General features: G+C 46.2%; 20 protein-coding genes. 9 read left to right on the top strand and 11 right to left on the bottom strand.

All coding sequences use genetic code 11. The features are described 5' to 3' along the window. Positions 1 to 87: 87 nt before the first annotated feature. Both BBC0122_RS11810 and BBC0122_RS11805 read right to left on the bottom strand, forming a co-directional pair. Positions 88 to 345 carry a DUF2312 domain-containing protein gene (locus BBC0122_RS11810; protein ID WP_075869337.1) on the bottom strand — a complete coding sequence of 86 codons (258 nt, stop codon included), beginning with the start codon at positions 343 to 345 and terminating at the stop codon, positions 88 to 90. A 157-nt stretch (positions 346 to 502) separates the two neighbouring features. After that, the gene (locus BBC0122_RS11805; protein ID WP_077994024.1) at positions 503 to 1297 is read right to left on the bottom strand and encodes an N-formylglutamate amidohydrolase; all 795 of its coding nucleotides are present in this window, start codon (positions 1295 to 1297) and stop codon (positions 503 to 505) included. A gap of 134 nt (positions 1298 to 1431) precedes the next feature. Here BBC0122_RS11805 and BBC0122_RS11800 point away from each other — a divergent pair, with 134 nt between their 5' ends. Next, on the top strand, positions 1432 to 1899 hold the full coding sequence (locus tag BBC0122_RS11800; protein WP_077994022.1) for a DUF1036 domain-containing protein: 468 nt from the start codon (positions 1432 to 1434) through the stop codon (positions 1897 to 1899). Then, positions 1896 to 3332 carry a pyruvate kinase gene (gene pyk / locus BBC0122_RS11795; protein WP_077994020.1) on the top strand — a complete coding sequence of 479 codons (1437 nt, stop codon included), beginning with the start codon at positions 1896 to 1898 and terminating at the stop codon, positions 3330 to 3332. The genes BBC0122_RS11800 and pyk overlap by 4 nt, the downstream gene beginning before the upstream one ends. Before the next feature lie 657 nt (positions 3333 to 3989). Here pyk and BBC0122_RS11790 read toward each other — a convergent pair. Together BBC0122_RS11790 and BBC0122_RS11785 are read right to left on the bottom strand one after the other, a co-directional pair. Next, positions 3990 to 4352, bottom strand: a complete 363-nt coding sequence (locus tag BBC0122_RS11790; protein ID WP_077994019.1) for a cell division protein ZapA — start codon at positions 4350 to 4352, stop codon at positions 3990 to 3992. Positions 4353 to 4365: 13 nt separating this feature from the next. Next, entirely contained in the window at positions 4366 to 4641 is a 276-nt protein-coding gene (locus tag BBC0122_RS11785; RefSeq protein ID WP_075869331.1) for a DUF4164 domain-containing protein, read from the bottom strand. Positions 4642 to 4865: 224 nt separating this feature from the next. On the opposite strand from BBC0122_RS11785, the gene tkt reads away from it, so the two are divergent. The 5 genes from tkt to BBC0122_RS11760 all read left to right on the top strand — a co-directional run bounded on the left by tkt (position 4866) and on the right by BBC0122_RS11760 (position 11802). Further along, positions 4866 to 6845, top strand: coding sequence for a transketolase (tkt, locus tag BBC0122_RS11780; RefSeq protein ID WP_077994017.1), 1980 nt, complete (start codon positions 4866 to 4868; stop codon positions 6843 to 6845). A 33-nt stretch (positions 6846 to 6878) separates the two neighbouring features. After that, positions 6879 to 7886: a type I glyceraldehyde-3-phosphate dehydrogenase gene (gene gap / locus BBC0122_RS11775; protein ID WP_077994016.1), complete on the top strand. Its 1008-nt coding sequence runs from the start codon at positions 6879 to 6881 to the stop codon at positions 7884 to 7886. Positions 7887 to 8029: 143 nt separating this feature from the next. Further along, the gene (locus BBC0122_RS11770) at positions 8030 to 9220 is read left to right on the top strand and encodes a phosphoglycerate kinase (protein WP_077994015.1); all 1191 of its coding nucleotides are present in this window, start codon (positions 8030 to 8032) and stop codon (positions 9218 to 9220) included. A gap of 142 nt (positions 9221 to 9362) precedes the next feature. After that, on the top strand, positions 9363 to 10391 hold the full coding sequence (locus BBC0122_RS11765; protein WP_077994014.1) for a class I fructose-bisphosphate aldolase: 1029 nt from the start codon (positions 9363 to 9365) through the stop codon (positions 10389 to 10391). 286 nt (positions 10392 to 10677) lie between these two features. Further along, positions 10678 to 11802 carry a porin gene (locus BBC0122_RS11760; protein ID WP_149866755.1) on the top strand — a complete coding sequence of 375 codons (1125 nt, stop codon included), beginning with the start codon at positions 10678 to 10680 and terminating at the stop codon, positions 11800 to 11802. Between the two features lie 1773 nt (positions 11803 to 13575). Here BBC0122_RS11760 and BBC0122_RS11750 read toward each other — a convergent pair. The 7 genes from BBC0122_RS11750 to BBC0122_RS11720 form a co-directional block, all read right to left on the bottom strand. Further along, complete coding sequence (locus BBC0122_RS11750) at positions 13576 to 14316, bottom strand: transporter substrate-binding domain-containing protein (protein WP_077994010.1); 741 nt, start codon at positions 14314 to 14316, stop codon at positions 13576 to 13578. 201 nt (positions 14317 to 14517) lie between these two features. Further along, positions 14518 to 14973: a YbgC/FadM family acyl-CoA thioesterase gene (locus BBC0122_RS11745; protein ID WP_077994008.1), complete on the bottom strand. Its 456-nt coding sequence runs from the start codon at positions 14971 to 14973 to the stop codon at positions 14518 to 14520. Next, entirely contained in the window at positions 14966 to 16009 is a 1044-nt protein-coding gene (gene ruvB / locus BBC0122_RS11740) for a Holliday junction branch migration DNA helicase RuvB (protein ID WP_077994007.1), read from the bottom strand. Before ruvB ends, BBC0122_RS11745 begins: the two co-directional genes overlap by 8 nt. Positions 16010 to 16018: 9 nt before the next feature. Then, positions 16019 to 16633 carry a Holliday junction branch migration protein RuvA gene (gene ruvA, locus BBC0122_RS11735; protein WP_077994005.1) on the bottom strand — a complete coding sequence of 205 codons (615 nt, stop codon included), beginning with the start codon at positions 16631 to 16633 and terminating at the stop codon, positions 16019 to 16021. Continuing rightward, the gene (ruvC, locus tag BBC0122_RS11730) at positions 16630 to 17139 is read right to left on the bottom strand and encodes a crossover junction endodeoxyribonuclease RuvC (protein WP_077994004.1); all 510 of its coding nucleotides are present in this window, start codon (positions 17137 to 17139) and stop codon (positions 16630 to 16632) included. Before ruvC ends, ruvA begins: the two co-directional genes overlap by 4 nt. Before the next feature lie 75 nt (positions 17140 to 17214). Beyond that, positions 17215 to 17703: a protease adaptor protein RcdA gene (rcdA, locus tag BBC0122_RS11725; RefSeq protein ID WP_077994002.1), complete on the bottom strand. Its 489-nt coding sequence runs from the start codon at positions 17701 to 17703 to the stop codon at positions 17215 to 17217. Positions 17704 to 18050: 347 nt separating this feature from the next. After that, entirely contained in the window at positions 18051 to 19274 is a 1224-nt protein-coding gene (locus tag BBC0122_RS11720; RefSeq protein ID WP_077994695.1) for an OpgC family protein, read from the bottom strand. 181 nt (positions 19275 to 19455) lie between these two features. Between BBC0122_RS11720 and BBC0122_RS11715 the strand changes: the two genes are divergently transcribed. Together BBC0122_RS11715 and BBC0122_RS11710 are read left to right on the top strand one after the other, a co-directional pair. Then, entirely contained in the window at positions 19456 to 20115 is a 660-nt protein-coding gene (locus BBC0122_RS11715; protein ID WP_077994001.1) for a thiamine phosphate synthase, read from the top strand. Next, positions 20112 to 21095 (top strand): tetratricopeptide repeat protein, encoded by a 984-nt coding sequence (locus BBC0122_RS11710; RefSeq protein WP_077993999.1) that lies wholly within the window; start codon positions 20112 to 20114, stop codon positions 21093 to 21095. Before BBC0122_RS11715 ends, BBC0122_RS11710 begins: the two co-directional genes overlap by 4 nt. Positions 21096 to 21224 lie beyond the last annotated feature (129 nt).

Genomic DNA, 21224 nt, shown 5'->3' with positions numbered 1-21224 from the left:
AAAGCCGCAATCATAAAAGAAAATAGATAATAAACAAAAAAGCCTTCCCGAAAGGGAAGGCTTTAGAGTTTTCAGAAAATTCAAAAATCAGCTCATGCCAAGCGCATCTTTATAGAGCTGGATCATAGCTTCTTCTTCTTGCCGCTCGTGGTCTTCCTTTTTGCGCAAGCGGATGATTGTGCGCACCGCCTTGCTGTCAAAACCACTTCCTTTAAGCTCGGCATAAACCTCTTTGATGTCGTCGGAAATTGTTTTCTTTTCTTCTTCGAGACGTTCGATACGTTCGATAAAAGACCGTAATTGGCCAACAGCCACTGCTTGTTTTTCGTCTGTCACTTCACTCATGGAAATGGCCTCCAGATAAATCGTGTTGAAACGAGTCGTTCAGTCGATCGTTCAGTTTCCTGTTGATGTCCGAGTCCGACCCCTTGAGTCAAGATGCAGGTTCCTTTTTTTCACGCCTGTTGGAAAGTCGTAAAATTTTCTAACGCAAACGTAAACGTCAATTGTCTGCACGCGAGGGATGAAGTTGTTTCATGTGAATCTCCCGCATTTCATTTATTTTCCTGAAGAGCGGTTCGAGATAATTTGCCCATTCCCGCACACCCTCTTCATCCGCTATCAAATCCTGCCGGACTTCGATCAATATATGGGCAATGCCTTTTTTTGTACAATGGCGATACATTGTGTCACCCTTCAGCGCTCCATCATAAGGTTCGTTATCGCCGACCTTGATATGTCCGATTTTGTTCAAGCCTTCAAAAAGCGGATCGAATACGCGCCTGTCGCTATCCCATAAAAGGCCGATATGCCATGGGCGGGCTTTGCCCCGCCAGACAGGTGTAAACGAATGGACAGAAACAACAAAAGGGCTGTTTCCGCTTGCTTCCCCGACATTGGCGATGAGCCTTCCGATTGCCTTGTCGTAAGGCGTATAATAATTGTCGATGCGGCGTTTCCTTTCAGCCTCACCAAGCGGATAATTATGCGGAATTACCGAACCATCGGATAGTTGCATGATAAGTGTCGGGTCATGTTCCCCGCGATTGGGGTCGATCAACAATCTTGAAAAATGGCTGATGACGGCGGGGGCTTCAAGGCGTTTGGCCAGTTCCTCGGTCAATAATTGTGCACCTATATCATAAGCGATGTGTCTTTTGAATTCGGCAGGATCAAGCCCCAGCGAACCATATTCGACCGGCAGATCGCTGCTTGCATGATCGCAAATGAGTGCAAGCCCTGCTTGCATATTGCCGGCAATTTCTTTGAAGGGATGGAAAATTTCTTTCTGTTTCATTTTTTTATCATCACTTTATAATATGATATGTTTTGAAAACCTCTGACATTGACAAAGTTTGAGAAACTACACAAAACACAATTCAAGTGCAAAAGAACAGCGGTCGGGACGAAATAAAACCGAAGGTGCCAGGAATGTTGTTGAAAAAGACTCGGATTATACTCTTCGGTGGCATGTTTGCGTTCACCTTTCTAAACGCAGCTCAGGCAGATTTTCGTGTCTGTAACACGACGCAGGAGGTTATCGGCGTTTCCATCGGATACCGTGCAAAAGTCGGCTGGATGTCCGAAGGGTGGTGGGTTGTCGGTCCGACACGTTGCAAGACGATTATTGATGGGCCTTTAACCTCGCGCTTTTATTATCTCCATGCGGAAGACGCTAAAAATCACGGGCGCTGGGATGGACCTATCAATATGTGTGTGAAGGATTCCGAATTTACCATTAATGGCGTCAATGACTGTTTTGCACGCGGCTTTCAAAAAGCCGGTTTTCAGGAAATCGATACAGGCACACAAACAAGCTGGATGGTTCAGCTAACCGAGCCTGTATCCAATAATCCGGCGTTAAATACGCCGCTTGTTACAGGAGCTCCCACAAAATGAAACGTAACCGTAAAGTAAAGATTGTTGCTACGCTCGGACCTGCATCGTCTGACGAAAACATGATTGAAAAGCTTTTTTTAGCGGGAGTTGACGTTTTTCGTATCAATATGAGTCATGCCGATCATGACACAATGCGCTCTCTCGTAAAAATCATTCGCAATATCGAGAAAAAGCAGGGGCGGCCAATCGGCATTCTTGCAGATTTGCAGGGGCCGAAATTACGTGTGGGAGAATTTGCAAAAGGTAAAGTCGATCTTGTTGTCGGGCAAACTTTCACGCTCGATAATAAGGATATTCCGGGTGATAATACACGCGTCTATCTGCCCCATAAGGAAATTTTCGACGCCGTCAAGCCCGGTGAACGCCTGCTTATTGATGATGGAAAGCTCCAGCTTCTTGCTCAAAAATGTACACATGAATCCATTGAATGTAAGGTCGTGGCGGGAAACCATATTTCCGACCGTAAAGGGGTAAGTTTGCCCGACACACTGCTCGGTGTCGGCGCAATGACCGAAAAAGACCATAAAGATCTTCTGGCGGTTCTTGAACAGCCGATCGACTGGATTGCGCTTTCCTTTATCCAGCGTCCTGAAGATATTGCCGAAGCGCGTAAAATTTCCAAAGGAAAAGTGGCGATTCTTTCAAAAATCGAAAAGCCGCAAGCCGTTCGCAGAATCAACGAAATTGTCGATTTATCCGACGCGGTTATGGTGGCGCGTGGTGATCTTGGTGTCGAAATGCCGTTGGAAGCCGTGCCCGGTATCCAGATGGATATTATCAAATTGTGCCGACGCGCTGGCAAGCCGGTCGTTGTCGCAACGCAAATGCTTGAATCCATGATTACTGCACCTGTTCCCACCCGTGCAGAAGTTTCCGATGTTGCAACGGCCGTTTATGAGGGGGCCGATGCCATTATGCTTTCGGCTGAATCGGCTGCCGGTGCTTATCCGGAAGAAGCTGTACGTACGATGGATAAAATTGCTTGCAAGATCGAACGGGATTCCAATTATGAACCGATGATCGACGCCCAACATCCTGCTCCCGAACCAACCGGCGCCGATGCAATTTCGCTCGCCGCAAGGCAGATTGCCGAAACGCTCAATCTTTCGGCTATTGTTGCTTATACGGCCTCCGGTGCAACAGGTATACGCGCATCCCGCGAACGGCCGATACCATCCATCATTGCTCTTTCACCCATTACCGAAACGGCACGGCGTCTTGCCCTTGTCTGGGGGCTTCATTGTGTTGTCACGGAAGACGCTCACAATCTTGATGATATGGTCGAAAGAGCCGCTGCCATTGCACTGCGGGAAGGCTATAGCGTTCCCGGCGACAGAATTATCGTAACGGCCGGTGTGCCACTCGGAACACCGGGTGCAACCAATATGTTGCGTATTGCCTATGTCGCCAAGGAAGATGGTAAACGCAGATAATCTGACTGGTTAATTTCTTGATGAATATCAACTCTGCGGCGGAAGCTGAAAAGCCTGTTCCGTCGCAGAGTGTAAGCTTGTGATGAACGATCAGGCTTGCTGTCTTCATGTGGTTCACGAGCGCAAGACGAAGATAGAGAAATCTCAGGACACGAAGCGGGCGGAACAGGGTGCTTGGTATCGGGGCATAGCATCACGGATCATATGAAGAAAAAGCCCGACGATTATTGTGTGGATCCCGACAATTATGCGAAGCCCTGTAATTGCGTGTAACCCGCCGGTTAAAAACAATCTGCCGCAATGGCAGCGAGAATATTCGAGAGCTTGAAACAAAAAGCGGATTATCAAATAACAGAGCCGGTTTCTGCTTGTCTTGAAATATTTTTGAACAACCGCCAAATCTTTTAAAAATAATAATGAAAAAATTATTCTTCAGGTGGGGTCAAGAATTTACTTGTCGTCTTTAGAAGTTTGCTTGTCTGTTTTTTGGGGGGGTCTTGTCTAATTCACCGGTTGTTTGTCTATTTCACCGGTTTCTTGTCTGTTATATTTTCAAAAAAGTTAGTCCATCCAATTTTTTAAAAGATGTGTTTCTTCAATTTTCAATGTCACTTGTTGAAGAAACAAACACACAAGCTCAAGACCGGTATGACCGGTTTATTGATTTTTGACAAGCTGGCGGGCAAGAGCGTCAATATGATTGGCTGCCCTGTCAATGGCTTTTGCAGCAACTGTTTCATAACGTTGGCAAGCATCGGCCAATTGGTTATTTTCTTGTTGTAGAGTTTCGTTTTCCTGTTTCAGGTTGTTTAGCTGACGCCGCGCTTCATCAAGTTCATCCATGACCATGATGCCGGCCATGACAGAAAGACGGTGGTCGCCGATTTCGCCGAAATTGGATTTTAAATGGCTGATATACTGGTCAAGCTGATGGGCGAGACCGGCAAGATGTTCTTCTTCGCCTTCGTCGCAAGCCATTCGGTAAGTTTTGCCATCAATAGTAACTGAAACAGTTGCCATATTTCTTTGCCCTTTACCGGTCAACCACAGTGCGTATCGTTTCCATTGCAGTAATAAGGCGGCGTGATACTTCCTTATTGGCTTGTTCAAGACGTTCGGCACGTGATTCAGATGTATCAAGTGCTTGCGCCAGACGGCTGCGATCTGCATTCATGCGCTGGATTTCTTCTTCGAGTTCGCTGGTGTCATATGAATCTTTATTGTCATTGACAACGGCATTTTCAAGCGTTTTAAGAGCGTTTTCCAGACGATTGATCGCTTGATCGAGAATTGATGTGTCTTGTGGCATCGAGTTCCGGATCCTTTTTGTAAAATGTAACTTTAAAAACGAATCATTCCGGTAAATTTTATCCTGTTTTTGCTATTCTTAAATGTCTTCCGGCTTTGTGGCAAGAAATCCACCGTATCAAAGCTGGTGACAGTGGGATTTTATTGACTCACACCGTTTAAGTGATATTTGTCAGAAGAAGCATTAGACCGAATTTAATAGCGATCAAAGAGTAGCCGATTCTCATGAAAAATAATGACAAGCAGAACCAGATGGCCAATGCTATCCGTTTTCTATCTATAGATGCAATCGAGAAAGCAAATTCCGGGCATCCGGGGCTTCCGATGGGAGCTGCCGATATTGCAACCGTTCTTTATACAAAATTTCTCGCTCATGACCCGAAGAAGCCGAATTGGCCCAATCGCGACCGTTTTGTTCTTTCGGCAGGTCATGGCTCCATGCTGCTTTATTCGGCTATGTATTTGTCCGGCTACGAGGATGTCACAATTGACGAGATTAAAAATTTTCGTCAGCTTGGTGCAAAAACTGCCGGTCACCCCGAATATCGTCATATCAACGGTATTGAAACGACAACCGGTCCGTTGGGGCAGGGAATAGCCAATGCTGTCGGTATGGCACTTGGCGAGCGGATCATGAATGCACGCTGGGGAGATTTGGTCGACCATTACACCTATGTGCTTGCCGGTGACGGCTGCCTCATGGAAGGCATTTCGCAAGAAGCCATTGCTTTCGCCGGTCATATGAAGCTGAACAAGCTTATTCTCCTTTGGGACAATAACCAGATTTCGATTGATGGTGCGATCTCCGTTTCCGATAATACCGATCAATGTGCACGCTTTGAAGCCTGTCAATGGAATACAATCAAAGTTGACGGGCACGATCAGGATGCGATTGCCAAAGCAATCGAGAAAGCAAAATCATCCGACAAACCGACTTTGATCTCGTGCCGGACAACAATCGGTTTCGGCTCTCCCCATAAAGCGGGAACCAACAAGGTTCACGGTTCGCCTCTCGGTCAAGAAGAAGTTGCCGAAACGCGCAAAGCATTGGGCTGGGAAAGCGAGCCTTTTGTGGTTCCTGCCGAAATTCTTGATAGCTGGCGTCTTGCAGGCCTCAACGCCGCAAAGAAACGTCAGGAATGGGACAAGAAGCTTGAAGCACTTGATCCGCAACAACGTGCCGAATTCGACCGTTTGATGCGGGGTGATCTTCCGGGTAATTTTGACAATGTCATTAGCGAGTACAAGAAGAAGCTGGCCGCAGAGCAGCCGAAGGTGGCAACGCGTGTCGCTTCGCAAATGGCGCTCGAAGTTATCAACGGGGCGGTCAACGAAACAATTGGTGGATCAGCCGATTTGACAGGCTCCAACAACACCAAAACAAGCCAGACCAATGATATTACGCCGGAAGATTTTTCCGGTCGTTATATCCATTATGGTATTCGTGAACATGCAATGGCCGCGATTATGAACGGCTTGTCGCTTTATGGCGGCATTATCCCCTATTCGGGGACGTTTTTGTGTTTTTCCGATTATGCCCGCCCGTCGATGCGGCTTTCATCATTGATGGGAATTCGTGTCATTTATGTCATGACACATGATTCGATTGGTCTGGGGGAAGATGGCCCTACCCACCAGCCGGTTGAACATCTTGCAAGTTTGAGAGCAATTCCCAATCATCTGGTTTTCCGTCCCGCCGATGTTGTTGAAACGGCCGAATGCTGGCAATTGGCGCTGAAATCCAAAACGACACCATCCACTTTGGCGCTGACCCGTCAAGGATTGCCGACCTTGCGGAAAAACTATGAAGAAGATAATCTCTCGGCACTGGGTGCTTACGAACTGATGACGGCAAGTGACGATGCGAAAGTCACAATCTTTGCATCGGGTTCGGAAGTGGAAATTGCGGTAAAGGCGCGTGAAGTGCTTGAAGCGAAGGGAATTCCTACAAGAGTGGTATCTGTCCCTTGTTTTGAGCTTTTCGAGCACCAAGTAGAGTCTTATAAAACAGCATTGATAGGCAATGCTCCGGTAAATATCGCTGTAGAAGCAGCTATTCGACAAGGGTGGGATCGTTTTATTGGCCGAGATGGTGTATTTATAGGGATGACCGGTTTCGGTGCGAGCGGTCCTATCGACGCACTTTACAAACATTTCGGGATCACACCCGAAGCCGTCGTTGCAGCGGCGGAAGCAAAGCTTTAATATTCAAATATCTCAATTAAAGGGAGAGATAATATGGCAGTACGTGTAGCAATCAACGGATTTGGACGTATTGGGCGCAATGTTGTGCGCGCAATCATTGAAAGTGGTCGCAAAGATATTGACATTGTTGCAGTTAACGATCTGGGGCCTGTTGAAACAAATGCCCATCTGTTGCGCTATGATTCGGTCCATGGACGTTTCCCCCATGAAGTAAAGGTAGCCGGTGATACCATTGATGCGGGCTGCGGGCCGATCAAGGTCACGGCAGCACGTGATCCCGAACAATTGCCATGGAAAGAACTTGGCATTGATATTGCTTTGGAATGCACCGGCATTTTTACCGCTCGCGAAAAAGCTGCTGCCCATCTTGATGCAGGTGCCAAGCGTGTTATCGTTTCCGCACCGTCAAAAGGCGCTGATCTGACAGTTGTCTATGGCGTTAATCATGACAAGCTGACAAAAGAGCACAAGGTCATTTCCAATGGATCTTGCACCACCAATTGCCTTGCTCCGGTTGCCCATGTTCTCAACAAAACTGTCGGCATTGAAAAAGGCTTTATGACAACCATTCACTCCTACACCGGCGATCAACCGACTTTGGATAAATTGCACAAAGATCTTTACCGTGCACGTGCTGCCGCTTTGTCGATGATTCCGACATCTACCGGTGCTGCCAAGGCTGTCGGTCTGGTTTTGCCGGAACTTGACGGCAAGCTTGATGGCGTTGCTATCCGTGTTCCGACCCCGAATGTTTCGGTTGTCGACTTTACCTTTATTGCAAAGCGTTCGGTTACGCCGGAAGAAATCAATGAAGAAATCCGTGCTGCTGCAAATGGACCTTTGAAGGGTATCCTCGGCTATACCGATGAAAAACTCGTCAGCCACGATTTCAACCATGATCCACATTCGTCGGTTTTCCATACCGAGCAAACACGCGTTATGGATGGAACATTCGTTCGTATTCTTTCCTGGTACGACAATGAATGGGGCTTCTCCAACCGTATGGCTGATGTTGCTGTCGCTTTTGCAAAAACCATCTAATAGAACGATGGGGGCGCGAGCCCCCGTTTTCTTTTGAAAAGCGGGGCTTTGTCGATTGTCTGGCCGAGGCCTTGCTATAAAAAGTAAATGAGCGGACCGTTTATGAAAAAGAACGGCCATGTCTTGAAAATCTGGAGAAAAATATGGCTTTTCGCACCCTTGATGATGTTGACGTAAAATCCAAACGCGTTCTTTTGCGTGTTGACCTCAATGTTCCTGTCACAGACGGAAAGGTCACAGATGCAACCCGCATCGAGCGGGTAAAACCGACCATCAACGAATTGAGTAGAAAAGGTGCAAAAGTTATTTTGCTTGCCCATTTCGGGCGTCCGAAAGGCAAAGTCGTTGCCGAATTTTCGCTGAAGCAAATTGTTCCGACTGTGGAGAAAGTCCTTGGCAAAACAGTAGGTTTTGCAGAAGATTGTATCGGTGAAAAAGCAAAAGCCGCAGTCGACGCCATGAAAGACGGCGATGTTGTTCTTTTGGAGAATACGCGCTTCCATGAAGGCGAAGAAAAGAACGATCCGGCATTTGTAAAAGCATTGGCTGAAAATGGCGATATTTATGTCAATGATGCGTTTTCCGCCGCTCACCGTGCCCATGCTTCAACGGAAGGGCTTGCCCATTTGTTGCCGGCCTATGCCGGACGCTCCATGCAGATGGAACTCGAAGCACTGGAAAAAGGACTCGGCCATCCGGCGCATCCGGTTGTAGCCATTGTTGGCGGAGCCAAAGTTTCTACCAAAATCGACCTTCTCAACAATCTGATAGAAAAAGTGGACGCACTTATTATCGGCGGCGGTATGGCCAATACGTTTCTTGCAGCCGAAGGTTTAAGCGTTGGAAAATCGCTCTGCGAACATGACCTTGGCGAAACAGCCCGCGCTATCATGACCAAGGCGAAGACCGAAAATTGTTCGATCATTTTGCCGGTTGATGCCATTGTTGCCGAAAGCTTTGAAGCAAACTCGCCCAATCATCGTTATGGAATTGACTCCATTCCGGCCGATGGAATGATCCTTGATATTGGTGAAAATTCTGTCGAACGTATCAATGCAGCAATTGACGATGCTGCAACCATTGTCTGGAACGGGCCGCTTGGCGCTTTTGAACTTCATCCTTTCGATGCGGGTACAGTTGCTGTTGCCAAACGTGTCGCTGCCCGCACAAAACAGAAAAAACTCGTTTCTATTGCTGGCGGTGGGGACACTGTTTCGGCGCTGCACCATGCCGGTGTCGCTTCCGATTTCACTTATATCTCGACAGCCGGCGGAGCCTTTCTCGAATGGATGGAAGGCAAGCCTTTGCCGGGTATTCTGGCTTTGGAAAAATAGGTTTAAAATGCGGGGAGAGAGAGTTTTCTTTTTTAAAGAATTTTCCGCCTGCAAATTCAGGTAAACGAAACGGAGGTTTGTCCGTTTCACTTTGAATATTATTATTTTAATGTCTGGCTATTAGAACAGAGGAGCCGCCCCAATGAGTGAACGTATTGAGGATATCGCAATTGCTATGACAGCAGGAGGAAAAGGTCTGCTTGCTGCTGATGAAAGCACCAGTACGATTAAAAAACGTTTTGATGCGATCAAGCTTGAATCGACCGAAGAAAACCGCCGCGACTATCGTGAGATGTTGTTCACGACTAAAGAAGCTATGGAAAAATATATTTCCGGTGTCATTCTTTATGATGAAACTATCCGCCAAAAAGCTTCTGACGGCCGCATGTTGACCGATATAATCAAAGCGGCCGGTTCAATTCCCGGTATCAAGGTTGACGAAGGGGCAAAACCGCTTGCCGGTTTCCCTGATGAAACGATCACTGAAGGACTTGACGGTTTGCGTGGACGTTTGAAGGAATATTATGAATTGGGTGCCCGTTTTGCCAAATGGCGCGGCGTTATTGCTATTGATAGCAATAAATTCCCGACATGGGGTGCTGTAAGGCAAAATGCACAGGCCTTGGCACGCTATGCCGCACTTTGTCAGGAAGCACAGATTGTGCCGATTGTAGAGCCGGAAATCCTGATGGATGGCAAGCCCGGAGACCATTCGATCGACCGTTGCTATGAAGTAACAGAACATGTCTTGAGAACAGTTTTCGACGAGCTATTTGCCGCCCGCGTCAAGATGGAAGGCATGATTTTGAAACCCAATATGGTGATTGATGGCAAAAAAGCCCGTAAAGCTTCGGTCGAAGAAGTTGCAGAAAAAACAGTTCGTGTTTTGAAAACGACAGTTCCTTCGGCTGTTCCCGGAATTGCATTCCTTTCCGGCGGTCAATCGGACGAAGAAGCAACAGCCCATCTTTCGGCAATCAATGCAATCGGCAATCTCCCGTGGAAGGTAACATTCTCTTACGGGCGCGCTTTGCAAGCTGCTGCTATCGCGGCCTGGGGCGGTAAAAAGCAGAATGTTGCAGCCGGACAAAAGGCTTTTGCCCACCGTGCAAAGATGAACTATCTTGCAGCACTTGGCAAATGGACCAAAAAAGACGAACAAACTGCCTGATTTTCAAAAATAGAATTATAAGAGTTTCAAAAAGCCCGAAGCACTTGTTTCGGGCTTTTATTATAAAAGTGTATCATATTTGTTACAGATTATCTTTTAAAAACGCCTTAGAAATAAAAACACTATTAAAAACTTGAATAGATTCTTCAAGTTTGTATAGATGCATCAGAATTTCTATTTGCTCGTCGGGATTTGCATGGACATGACGGGCTTGCTAAGTGAGAGGTCCATGACAGACAGTCAATACATTATCGACAGGTTCGATAAGTAACTTTTCGGGGCAATGATGAATAAATTATTTCAGGCATTCATGGTAACTTCAGCGGTTATCGCAATTCAAACAACAGCGGCAAAGGCAGCCGATGTCGCCTTGCCGGAAGCTGAACCGGTCGAATATGTCCGTGTCTGCGACGCTTATGGCGAAGGGTATTTCTATATTCCGGGCACTGATACATGTTTGAAACTGGGTGGTTTTGTCTATGCGCAGGCGAAGGGTGGTGACGATGTTTATGCCCGTTCGCGTGACGAACGTAATATGAAAACCTGGCGCGATGAAGTCCGTGCCCATTTGCTCGTTGCAACAGCTTCCGAAACCGAACTCGGAACTTTGAAAACACATATCGAGTTGCGTTCCGATTTTGACGACGGGACGGATTCATCTTCGTCGGAATTGCGCTTCGGTTATATCGAACTCGGCGGTTTGCATATCGGTGTTGATGAATCGGCATTGAATACATTCTTCGATTATTATGGCAACTTCATCAATGATGACGTTATCTTGGGCGGTGCCTATCGTACCAATATGATCCAGTACCAATATGCTTTCAGCAGTGGTTTGACGGCAATGGTTTCAATCGAGCAGGGCGGCGACGAAGATACCGACTTCAACGGAACGATAGAAGATTACACCCCCGATGTTGTGGCCGGTTTGAAGTTTGAACAAGGTTGGGGATCAATTACAGGTGCCGGTGCTTACGATGCCGTAAATGAAGCATGGATTGGCAAGGCAAAAGTCAACCTGAAGATTACCGACGCTTTCAATATCTGGGTTATGGGTGCCTATAAGGATTTGAAAGACACCTATTATGAGGACATTGAAGATAAAGATTCCATCATCCGCGACGGTCGTCGCGGTATCCGCGCTGTCGACAGTTTCTACGGTACATGGGGCGGAAAATGGGTTGGCTGGCTCGGCGCTTCTTATAAATTCACGCCGAAAACAACAGGAAACTTCCAGTTGTCTTATGAAGGTGTAGGCAATACTTACACAGCCGCCAATGTTGCTTATGAAATGCTTCCCGGTCTTACCGTTATGCCGGAAGTCAACTATCGTAAATGGAATGATGTCCATTCGGATTTGCACGATCAGGATGCTATCGGCGGCGCTATCCGTATTCAACGCGACTTCTAAACCGTCAAATATTGCACAGCTAAAAAGCCCCTTCACGGGGCTTTTTGCATTTTATAAGCAGATTAAGCAGCTTTTTGCGTTTTATTAGCAGAGTTTTATCGACGTCGGCGGGCAATAAGAAACTTCGGTATTTCCATTGTTAAAACCGGCATAATCCGATTTTTAAACCGGTCAGTCCGGTTGTTGCACATCTTGCCGGCACTGCTAGAAAAACATATTTAAAAAAATTTATGATTAGTAATATAAGTATAATTTTTATTTTAAATAGTTATATATAATTTAAAATAGATATGAAATATTATTCAGTGAACGGTAAACTATTTATATAACTATTATAAATAATTATAATAAAAATTATAAATAACATATAACTATAAAATAAAAAAATGATTATTCATGTTATTATCATAAAATGATACAGATTTTGAAATATAAACGAAATATTGTTTATATCGCTATTTTATAGGATCGACCTTTCTATGGGCGGATATAGGCGGCGAAACAGCAAGTGAAGCCGGTGTGCAGAAACAATTTTGCAGAAAAGAAAAACAATAGGAGGCCGCCGAAAAGACCGCCGAGGAAGTTGAGAAGACGCTAGCGGACGGGCGGCTATAACTGGTTGGGCGGCGGTAGAGGGTGGGGGGGCTGTAGCGAGAGCGAGAACAGTAGCCGGATGCGACGACAGTAGCAGAACGAGAAAGCTATATCTCGTTGGGCGGCGGGGAGAGGATGGGGGACTGTAGCGAGAGCGAGGACAGTAGCCGGATGCGACGACATTAGCAGAACGGGGAGCTATAACTCGTTGGGCGGAAGGGAGAGGATGGGGGACTGTAGCAAGAGTGAAGACAGTAGCTGCATTGGAGGGCAGTAGCAGAACGGGAAAGCTATCGCAGGTTGGGCGGGCGGTAGAGGATGGGGACTGTAGCGAGATTGAGAACAGTAGCCGGATGCGACGGCAATAGCAGAACGGGAAAGCTATAACTCGTTGGGCGGGCGATAGCGGATTGGGGGGACTGTAGCGAGATTGAGAACAGTAGCCGGATGCGACGGCAATGGCAGAATGGGGAGCTATAACTCGTTAGGCGGAGGGTAGAGGATGGGGGCTGTAGCGAGAGTGAGGACATTAGCCGGATGCGACGACAGTAGCAGAACGAGAAAGCTATAACTCGTTGGGCGGGCGGTAGAGGATTGGGGGGACTGTAGCGAGATTGAGAACAGTAGCCGGATACGAAGGCAATAGCAGAGCGGGAAAGCTATAACTCGTTGGGCGGAAGGGAGAGGATGGGGGGACTGTAGCGAGAGTGACGACAGTAGCCGGATGCGACGACATTAGCAGAATGGGCGGCTATAACTCGTTGGGCGGAGTGTAGAGGATGGGGGCTGTAACGAGATAGGGAGCTGTTATGAATCCTGCTTGATATTTGGTCGCCATTCCAATTTTCAAACGGCAAAAATGGAAAAATAAGGGTGGCAGGAATTTTCCCGAAGAGTCTTTCGACTTATTTTGGAAAGTCGTCGGCAGTAGATTTACAGTTCAAGAAATAAAGACATTTGTCAGTGGTTTCATATTGACGTTTAATAACATGGAAAAACAGACTATCGACGTTAAAGTGCAACTGAAAATGGCGCCCGCTCCGCTGCGGCGCAATTAACTGTAACAAATACGTACCGAAGAGATTTTTACCATTAAACGCGAGATATCAAACGAGTGCCGGACGAGCAAAAACGCAATTCTATAAGCGCTTTAAAAAATTTTATTTTCGGGTCTCGCTATCAGTGCGGATCAATGCCGAACCATTTTTTATAAATCGTTGCATATGTACCATTTTCTTTCAGGTGATCGAGAGCAGTGTTATAACGCGTCACCAACTGGCTACCTTGGGGGAAAGCCGCACCATAATTCTGTTGTTCAAGATCGTCTCCGACAGTCTTGACTTTGCCTTTGCCGGTCGTTGCTGCATAATTCAACAAAGCAGGCGTATCATATAACACAGCATCGACATTGCCTTCCAGAAGATCCTTGAACGCCCCGTCTATTTCGGAATACAGACGACGCTCGGTATTCGGCAGATGTTCGATTGCATAAGGAAAAGCACTCGTTCCGTTCTTTATTGCAATCGTTTTTTCCTTTAAATCATCAATTGATTTGATATTGCTATCATTGCGAACCAACAAGATCAGACCACCTGCATAATAAGGCTTGGAAAAATCGACAACGTTCGTCCGCGTTCTGGTAATGGCTAATCCCGCCATAGCAACATCAATCTGGCCGATGTGAACGTCCGACATGATTGTCGAAAAATCCATCGGTGTTACTTTATATTTGACACCCATATCACGGGCAATTGCATCCCAAAGATCTACATCGAAACCGTTAATTTTTCCATCTTGCATATAGCTGAATGGAACGTGATTATTATCGGTTGCAAATCGAACTTCCTGAGCTTGTGCAAGTTTTATAAAGCTTAAAGCTGTCACGCAAATGACAACTTTAAATATAAACCTGAAAGTCATACCCAACTCCCTGAATTTGAAAGACGATCAGAACGTACAAAAAGTACGCCTTTATCCTCAAGCAATATCCTAACAATAAAATTGCTTGATATACTCAATAATAGAATAAAAGGAACAAACATGAAGAACATTAAAATATATTTATATCCTTAAAAATAAAATTTAGAACAATTCTAATGCAGTGATAAGAATTTAAAAAAATTATTTTCCTGCAATCATCACATTCCAGCTTTCTATAAATTCATCCGGTATGCGTTGCGGAAATCCTTGTGAATTGACTAACGCCAATTGAACTTCGGCAGAAACAAGCAATACATCTTCTCGGAAAATTTTTTGAGCCATTACGAGGCGTGCCCCTCCCATTTTTATTATGCTCGTCCGGATATTTAGTATATCGTCAAAATGGGCGGATTTATGGTAACTAATAGCCATTTTATGCACAACCCAGCCCGATTTTTCACTTTGCTCACCATTTGCCAGTTCTTTATGGTTACGCAGACTTAATCTTATAAATTCGGAACGTCCACGCTCCAGAAATTCAAGATAACGGGCATGGTAGACGACGCCGGTAAAATCCGTGTCGGCAAAATAGACACGAGCGAAAAGATGGTGCACATGACCGATAAATTCGCCGCAAAAAGGAACATTCTCAATCATCGGATTCGCCAAACAGGTTCGTTTGCATTTGATCCATGGACTTCGGAGGATTTAACCCCATATGCGTCCACGCTTTTGCAGTCATTATTCTTCCCCTTGGAGTTCTTTGTATGAATCCTTGCTGGATAAGATAGGGTTCGATAATATCTTCAATTGCGTCGCGAGGCTCGGATAAGCCGGCTGCAATTGTTTCGATGCCGACCGGTCCACCGCCAAAATTTTCAGCAATCATTCCAAGATAGCGCCGGTCGAGCTGGTCAAGACCGAGCTGGTCGACTTCCAGACGCAACAAAGCCTCGTTGGCAATGTCTCTGTCTATTGTTTGTGCTCCGGCGACAGAGGCAAAATCCCTGACCCGACGCAAAAGCCGGCCTGCAATACGCGGTGTGCCACGCGCACGGCGTGCAATTTCTCTTGCGCCATCCTCGGCAATCGGCATTTGCAAAATATGGGCATTGCGTTTGACAATGTGTTCAAGCTCGTCAACGGTATAAAAATTGAGCCTGATCGGAATACCGAAACGATCACGCAAGGGGGTTGTCAGCAAGCCAAGTCTCGTCGTTGCTGCAACAAGGGTAAATTTTGAAAGATCAATTTTGACGGAACGTGCGGCAGGCCCTTCACCAATAATAAGATCAAGCTGGAAATCTTCCATGGCAGGATAGAGGATTTCTTCAACGGCGGGGCTTAAACGATGAATCTCATCTATGAAAAGAACATCGCGTTCCTCCAGATTTGTCAAAAGCGCGGCAAGGTCGCCTGCCTTGGCGATCACGGGACCGGATGTCGAATGGAAATTGACACCAAGTTCTTTTGCCATAATTTGCGCAAGCGTTGTCTTTCCAAGGCCGGGAGGGCCGACGAACAAAACATGATCCAAAGCTTCATTACGGCTTTTGGCAGCTTCAATAAAGACTTTCAGATTTGCCCGCGCAACTTCCTGACCGACAAAATCATCAAGACATTGGGGACGTAAAGAAATGTCTCCATCTTCATCGCGTTTATCGGCTGAAATCAGGCGTTTGTTGTTATCCATTCTGCAAGCTTACCTTGAAAGTTCCTTTAAACCAAGCTTTATCAGCTTGGCGGAATCAGCATCATCACCTGCCTGACGCAATGCACTTTGAACGGCATTGGCAGCCTGATCGCGCGAATAGCCAAGATTTTCCAATGCAGAAACCGCATCCAGAATTGCTTGTGAAGAATTTCCCTCTCCAATTTCCTGCTTCAAGGTTATATTCTTGTTACTGCCGGTAAATTCGGGAATTTTGTTTTTCAGTTCTGTGACTATACGTTCTGCCACTTTTTTGCCGACACCCGGAGCACGGCAGATCATGGCAATATCTTTCAAAGCAATTGCATTGGCAATTTCTGAAGTTGACAATGTTCCGACAAGAGCAAGGGCTACCTTCGCGCCCACTCCCTGAACTGTTTGCAACAGCGCAAACCATTGTTTTTCCGCTTTTGTTGCAAAGCCGAAAAGTTTGATGGCGTCTTCGCGTACCTGCGTTTCGATAAAGAGGGTTACAGCTTCGCCAATGCCTGTCAGGCTTCCAAGAAGGCGTGGGCTTGCAAACACGATATAACCGACGCCATGAACATCAACGATCAGGTGATCGGCATTGATTTCGTCAATAATACCCTTCAATTTTCCAATCATGCCAAAGCCTTCAAGCGTTTTTCAAGACTGTTGCGGTTATGGGCATGACATATGGCAATTGCCAAAGCATCGGCCGCGTCACTTGAATCGAAATTGGCTCGCGGCATCAGGACTTTCACCATCATATGAATTTGTTGTTTTTCACCATGTCCAACGCCGATAACCGCCTTCTTGATCGAATTCGGCGCATATTCGGCAACCGGCAAGCCGGCTTGAGCCGGTGCCAACAAGGCAATGCCGCGCGCTTGTCCAAGTTTAAGTGTGGCTGTTGCATCCTTATTCACAAAAGTCTGCTCGACGGCAGCTTCTAGTGGCATATAATGATGAATAATTTCCGTTAAACCATCATAAAGTGTCGATAATCTGGAAGCCAAACTCAACTGGTCATCCGATCTGATAGTACCGGAAGTTACAAATTTCAGATTATTTCCCAGTGTTTCGATGACACCATAGCCTGTACGTCTCAAACCGGGATCAATACCTATAATACGAATCGCTTCACCCATACTTCGCAATATAAAAGTTTCGACCCGATTTTTATAGTTGATTGTGAACAAAAAGGAAACAGAATGAACAGCGGGTTAATTATGCTGAAAAACGGCTTTCAGCATTTCGATTTGCTTGTTAACGGGATTGTCATCGCCATTTTCACCGGTTAAAGCGCTTTCGACATCATGATCCATATGGCGTACGCGTTCTTCTATACGCAACGATAGCTCGACAAGTTGTTTGAATTCGTCCGGCAGTTCCTGCCAATGTTCGTTTTCGTCAATAAGAGAGGGCGTGTTAAGGCTGACTTTGGCTTTTTCCTGAGCTATTTGATCTTTCGACATTTCTTTTTCGCGTGCCGCACGAAACAACAACAGCCACGAAGCCACCTGCATAAGCCGCGTACTCATACGCATTGCTTCGGCAGCATAAAGTGAAGAGGCTTCTCCGGAAAGGTTCCGCGAGGCGACTTTTCCGTCACCGTCAATATAGGAAGCAGTTTTTTCAATCAACGACATTCCCTCGTCATAAAGACGCGAAAACGCACTGTCGAACGCTCCGTGCTCGAACATGACAATCATGTTGTCATTATGAAAATCCTGCGGATGCAATCTTCACACTCCAACCCGTTTTCCGAATTTATTATGTTTATAATAGCCAAATAAAGATGGTCTCCCCCAATTGTCACCATCGTTTTTTGAACCAAAGGGAAATTGCACTTTTTCGACTGTTTTCGCAACGAATTCCTTAATGCAAGGTTAACGCCCCAAAAGCAGACCGATAGTTTTGGCTTTTATCATTTGACAAAGCAATCAATAGCCGGTTTTGCCGATATTTCCCGAACTTCACCCTGTGAAAGCGTTATCCGGTTCTTTGACAGCACGAATGTCAATTCTGCCAAACAGTTTTTATAAGGCTTGATCCTGTTTCAGGCTTTCTGCCAGCCTTGGTCGGCAATATCGCCTGTTGCGACCTTCTTTGTCTCTATTGCCGGGGCAATCGGGCGGTTATAGGTTTTAACACCGGCTTCAAGTTCTTTTGTGGCGATTTTTACCCATTCAAAATAGTAGGCAACTGCAAATTGAATAACAATGCCGGTCGTCAACAAGAGTGTATCATAATAAAGACCGCCCGGATTGACGACCTTCAAAACCTGCCCTGCCATGGCAAGAACTGTGCCCGTCACAAAAACCGCAAGGCTATGCTTGCCGAGGATGGCAAGAGGATGGTTGGCATCCACTTTTGCGATCCGGTTTAATGGACGAATTGAAACAATAAGATAGGCAAGAGCCAGAATATGGAAAAGCCGCGGCAGAGAAAGAAAAGTTTTATTGAAACCGGTAAGCGTCGCGGGAAGCCCCATTGTCGGATTAATCCACCACCAGCCAAGGCGTACCCATAAACAGGAAATGACAAGGTAGGCTAGTGCACTTGCCAACAAAAAAGGGTGACAGGGGAGACATCCACCCCTTTTGACATAAAGTGTCACCGAAAGGCCGATAACAAATAATAATTGCCATGAAAGCGGATTCAGAAACCATACGCCTTTTGTCGGGTAATTATGCGGTGCAATGCCGTAAAATCCGCCAATGATGTAGATTGCAACCGACAAAATAACCAATAATTTGAGTGATTTATTGGCAAGATAGAGCATAAAGGGTGTCGCAAGAATCAAAACAAGATAAAGCGACAGGATATTGTTATAACCGAGCTGGTGACCAAGCGTTACAAGCCCCAGCAATGATTGTGCGGGATCTTTCAGCAAGGTCGGGATATTATTGACATTCAGAAATTCCGGCCGGTGAAAAAATGTAGCAGCACTGACAAAAATGGAAAGACTGACCAGAGTTGTCAGAATATGGGCGGAATAGAGCGTTGCCGACCGACGCAGAAGCTTTAACGAGATGATAAGGCGATTTTGGCCAAAAAATTTGCTGCCATAAGCAAGGCCGACCGAAATTCCGGAAATCAGAACAAAGGCTTCGGCAGAATCAGAGAAGCCGAAATGTTTATGGGTGAACCATTCATAGATTGTACCGGGTACATGGTTTATGAAAATCGTCAACAACGCTAACGCCCGAAAAACATCAATGCGGGTATCCCTTTTGGACGTTGTCACTTGCGTCAAAGAATTGAAATTTCTGCTGGCCATTTCACTCATCAAAGAAAAATTGTTTCTGCGTCATTATCCGATTTGAAACCAAATTGGAGTCCAAATTAAGAAAAGCACAATCACATTTCTTTCCAGAGTGAAATCATTGTAAGAAATGGTTAGGACGAAAATGTTAGATTCGCCCTAATTCGTCCTTTTTATAGACCTAAACGATATTGCCATGAGTAAAGATACAAATCGCCTATATCCAAGACTTGTGATGACACTTGACACGCGCCGCAATATAAAAGCGGATATTCTCATGGATATTCTCGATCATGGCGATTTTGCCAGTCTCATTGTTTATGATTCGCAAAATGACGCTACATTTTTGCAGCAACAGGCGGAACTTCTGGTTGATGGAATAGAGGCAAAATCTGTTGCTTTTCTTGTCGCCAATGACAGCCGGATTGCCGGACGCATTCATGCTGACGGCGTCCATCTTGAAGGCAAGGTTGAAGAACTCCGTGCCCTCCTTGATCGCCGGCACAATTCGATGATTGTCGGCTTTGGCAATTTGCGCGACAAGCACACGGCCATGACAAGCGGTGAATGTGAGCCTGATTATCTGATGTTCGGCAAACTCGGTGCCGATAAAAAACCGGCTCCCCATCCGCGTAACATCGCGCTTTCATCCTGGTGGGCGGAAGTCATGGAAATTCCGGCTATTGTCCAGGCCGGTTCCGACATCGCCACTTTTCCCGAAGTTCTTGCGACAAAAGCCGAATTTATTGCAGTGGAAGAAATGGTTTTCGGCCATGACAATCCGCAGCATATTGTAAGCGAGATTACCCGCCTGATTGAAGAAAGTGGCGGTTTCGACGGGGAGCTTGTCGAATGAAGTTATTCGCAAGCAAACTCCTTGGGCTTGTTTTATTGGCGTCTTTGGCCGGTTTCCAATTCGCTGAAGCTCAGGAAGCACGTTCCGATAAAGGAGCCAAACCCGTTTTACCCAAACAGACAGGGGAAGATTATCTGAAAGCCGGTCAATATGACAAAGCCTATGATAATTATATTGCGGGAAATTATAAGACGGCGTTTCTTGAAGCCTTGAGAAGAGGCGAAGAAGGTGATGCCACCGCTCAAACACTTCTGGGGCGGATGTATATGGAAGGCTATGCCGTTGCAATTGACGGGGCACGGGCAGCCTTATGGTTCGGAAGAGCAGCCAAACAAGGCGACCCGCAGGCAGAGTTGCGTTACGGGCTTTTGCTTTTTAACGGTACTTATGTGCCCAAAGACCCGTCAATGGGCGAGGACTATATCAAACGCGCGGTTGATGCAGGTGTACCGGAAGCCTATTTCTATTACGGCCAATTATTGTTGAACAAATCTGAAAGCGATGATGCGCTCGAAACGAGCCTCGGTTATTTTCTGAAAGGGGCTTCGCTCGGTGATCCCGACTCGGCTTTCGCAGCAAGCCAAATTCTGGCAAGAGGAACACCGAAACGCCCGCGTGATGATAATAATGCACGCAAATTGCTGGAAGCAGCTTCGGCAAAAGATCACGTTCCTGCGCAAATTACATTGGCCAAATGGATGGTTGAAGGACGCGGTGGTCCGCAAGATTACGAAGGTGCATTCAATTTGCTCTTAATGGATGCAAGCAAGATGATTGCACCGGCACAGATCAATCTTGCGAGGCTTTATCGCGATGGCATCGGAACCGAGGGGGATATTGTAAAAGCGGCAGCTTGGTATATGGTAGCCAAACAGGCTAAAATGGAAGCTCCGGATCTTGAAACTATGTTGGAAGGCATGTCGGATGAGCAATTGGCAACAGCCCGCCAAAAAGCAGAACAGCTTATGCCAACACTTTAAAGTTCAGGCGTGTCCTTAAAATTGAGGCCGCGCCCCTTGCTTAAAGACTATTTTTATGGTCTTGAACACGTTAATTGAGGGCATATTCTAATGTCCTTATTCCATAATAATCTAATGTCGGATGAAAAC

Origin of the sequence: Ditibartonella choladocola, from assembly GCF_002007565.1 — a bacterium.
Taxonomy (GTDB): domain Bacteria; phylum Pseudomonadota; class Alphaproteobacteria; order Rhizobiales; family Rhizobiaceae; genus Bartonella; species Bartonella choladocola.
Note: the sequence above shows the minus strand (reverse complement) of the source record. Positions and strands in the feature narration are given on the sequence as shown.